This window comes from Streptomyces sp. NPDC002130 (genome assembly GCF_040296465.1).
Lineage (GTDB): Bacteria > Actinomycetota > Actinomycetes > Streptomycetales > Streptomycetaceae > Streptomyces.
In genome coordinates, this window is record NZ_JBEOXI010000538.1 from 1 (window position 1) to 2,563 (window position 2,563).

Annotated in this window: 3 protein-coding genes and 1 pseudogene; 2 read left to right on the forward strand and 2 right to left on the reverse strand. The window is 61.8% G+C overall.

Annotated elements, in window-relative coordinates; translation table 11 throughout:
• Positions 1–2: 2 nt before the first annotated feature.
• Both ABT116_RS42405 and ABT116_RS42410 read left to right on the forward strand, forming a co-directional pair.
• Positions 3–83 (forward strand): annotated as a pseudogene (locus ABT116_RS42405) (alkyl hydroperoxide reductase); the annotation flags it as partial.
• A 137-nt stretch (positions 84–220) separates the two neighbouring features.
• Entirely contained in the window at positions 221–1,009 is a 789-nt protein-coding gene (locus ABT116_RS42410; protein WP_351645882.1) for a hypothetical protein, read from the forward strand.
• Between the two features lie 770 nt (positions 1,010–1,779).
• Here the strand turns inward: ABT116_RS42410 and ABT116_RS42415 are convergent.
• Positions 1,780–2,058 (reverse strand): hypothetical protein, encoded by a 279-nt coding sequence (locus ABT116_RS42415; RefSeq protein WP_351645887.1) that lies wholly within the window; start codon positions 2,056–2,058, stop codon positions 1,780–1,782.
• Positions 2,059–2,342: 284 nt separating this feature from the next.
• Positions 2,343–2,563 (reverse strand): hypothetical protein (locus ABT116_RS42420; RefSeq protein ID WP_351645892.1); only part of this gene is annotated, 221 nt, incomplete at its 5' end.

The window sequence follows — 2,563 nt, forward strand, 5'->3', positions numbered from 1 at the left end:
ACCTGGGCTCGGTCATCGGCAACTCCGACCTGCCGGCCCAGCAGCTCTGGGGCACGGTGCTGTCGACGGCGATCGCCTCGCGCTGCGGAAGTCTCTGACGCGCAGGGATTTTGCGCGCGCAGTTCTCGTCGCTTCGGCAGGTATCGGAGGTGCGGTCGTACTGGGAAGCCGGGCGTCCGCGGGCACTGGTGACCTGGACAGGTACCTCGACCTCGAAGCAGTGAACGCAAACGCCGAAGCAGCGGGCGGTCTGCATCCGCTACTCCCGTCGGATTCCGCGACGCTGCGGAGTCTGGTCGATGCTGCCCGAGCGTCGGGTGTAGACCCGTACCGCTATCAGACCCTCCTCAAGCAGTACTGGCTCGCAGTGGGAACTGAATCCGCAGGTATCGATCTCGCGTCGTGGACGCCGTTCGACGGGGTACACGCGAATCTCGGAAACCTGACCAACACTTTCCAGTTCTACGAGCGACTCCAACTCGAGCATCGAGAGCTGCAGTGGGCAGGTATGGGAGGAATGGTCGGGCCCGCTTTCGCCGGTGGCCTGCTCGACTTGGACTACGGGCGAGTGGTGTTGGAAGTCCAGGCGATCAGCGAAGCGATGGCACTGGTGTGGCGAGAGGTCGACCGCGTCGGATCGCCGATCACGACGTCGATGGGAGCGCCCGAGGACATCGCGGCGCTCCTCCAGGTCGGCCACGAGATTCGTCCCGAGGACGTGATGTGGTTCCAGGGCAAGGTGATCGCGATGAGCAAACACATCTTCTCGGACCTGATTCCCATGCACATGGCGTGGGTTCACGACGGTAACGGAACCTGGCCCACGCCGAATCCCGAAGACTTCTACGACGCCGAGAAGATCGACCTGTCGCAGACGCCCGGTGGTGAGTGGGTGGCCGCGCATCCATGTGGCGCCAATGCCAAGCATCCATCGAAGGCCAAGGCACACGCCGATGTGGTGAGGCAGCTGCTCGTCAAGATCGAGGAGGCCAACGATGCCGAGTCTTAAAGACCAGCCCTTCGACGTTGACGTACTCATCGGACGAGCTACTCGCATGGGCAACTCCGACGCGGTCGACCGGTTGAACGAGCAGCGAGCCCGAGTGAAGGCGCAGATCGAAGCGAGAGGCTGATGGCAACAGCCAAGTCGACAACTGAACGCGGACTTGGTTGGTCACATCAGAAGCAACGTGAACGACTCATTCGATCGCATGTCGATGGGTCGGCGTGCTGGTGGTGTGGCGTGCCGATGTACCGAGATGCGGCGAGGAATCGCGATGGCGAATCACTGCATGCCGATCACTCGCGAGCGAGGGCTCATGGCGGAACCAAGGCGGATCGCCTTCTTCATGGCACCTGCAACAGGGAGCGGGGAGAGGGGTCGCGAGACCATCTCAGACCTGCACTGACGGGGGTCCCCGTCGCCGAGGCGAAGGTCGACCTGGAAGCGCTCGGACATCGGGCGATGGCTTGGCCCTGATTCGAGGCAGGAACTGAATGCCTCAAACAATAAGTGCCCCAGAAGGATTGCATTCCCTCTGGGGCATTGCCGACTGTGAAGGAGTCGACATGACAACGATAGTAGCCGGTGTTCAGGTCTGCGCATCATGCGCAAATGTGAAGCCAGCCTCCGAGTTCTACTACAACAGGCACCGAGGTACCCGCTTCAAGCGGTGCAAGCAATGCGAACGAGAGCGTTCGCTTGCCCGGTATCGGTCGAATCTTCCCGTCACAGCGCAGGGCAGGCAGCCAGCAAGGCTCGTTGTTCCCGATGTGACATCAGCCAACACGACTGAACGGGGACTTGGATGGATGCATCAACAGCAGCGTCGTCGACTGCTTGATCGACATGTCGATGGCTCGACCTGCTTTTGGTGCGGCAATGCCATGTATCTCGATGCGTCGCTGAATTGGGACCATAACGGGCTCGAAGCGGATCACAGCCTTCCCCGCTCGCACGGAGGAATGCTCGCGGATCGACTGCTTCACAAGCGCTGCAATCGCGAACGGGGCGACGGCGAAAGGGATGAGGTTCGGCCCGCCGTCACTGGCGCGCATTCACCCTCTCCGGTCGCTGGACTGCCCGCATGGATCGAAGTCTGACCTCGGCGAACCCCGCCCCCGAAATTATTCAGGGGGTGGGGGTCTCCTGACTGGCCTCGGTAGTCTGGAACTTTTTTTACAGGGGTCCGCTTTGTACTCAACTTCACGGAAGCACTGTGGGCAGAAGCTCGCGGTAGCGGATTGACCGTATTGGCGGTATGCCCCGGTCCGACGCGCACCGAGTTCTTCGACGTCGTCGGGTCCGAAGATGCTGCGGTCGGCCGAATGCAGACGGCAACTCAGGTGGTGGACACAGCTTTCCGGGCACTGGATCGACGCAACGCACCGCCGACAGTGGTATCAGGTTTGCCGAATTGGGTGTCCTCGATCAGCACTCGCTTCGCGACCCGCCGATTGGGGGCGTTGATTTCGGGCTCTCCACCTGGACCGGAAGCTACGCCCACGCCTACCTCGTCCTCGGAGCGATTGCCCTCGTCGGCGCCGTGATCAGCGCAGCAAC

Bases quoted from the DNA above. Each gene is read 5' to 3' on its own strand.
- ABT116_RS42415 (WP_351645887.1), bottom strand. From the start codon at position 2,058: ATGCGCGCCAGTGACGGCGGGCCGAACCTCATCCCTTTCGCCGTCGCC.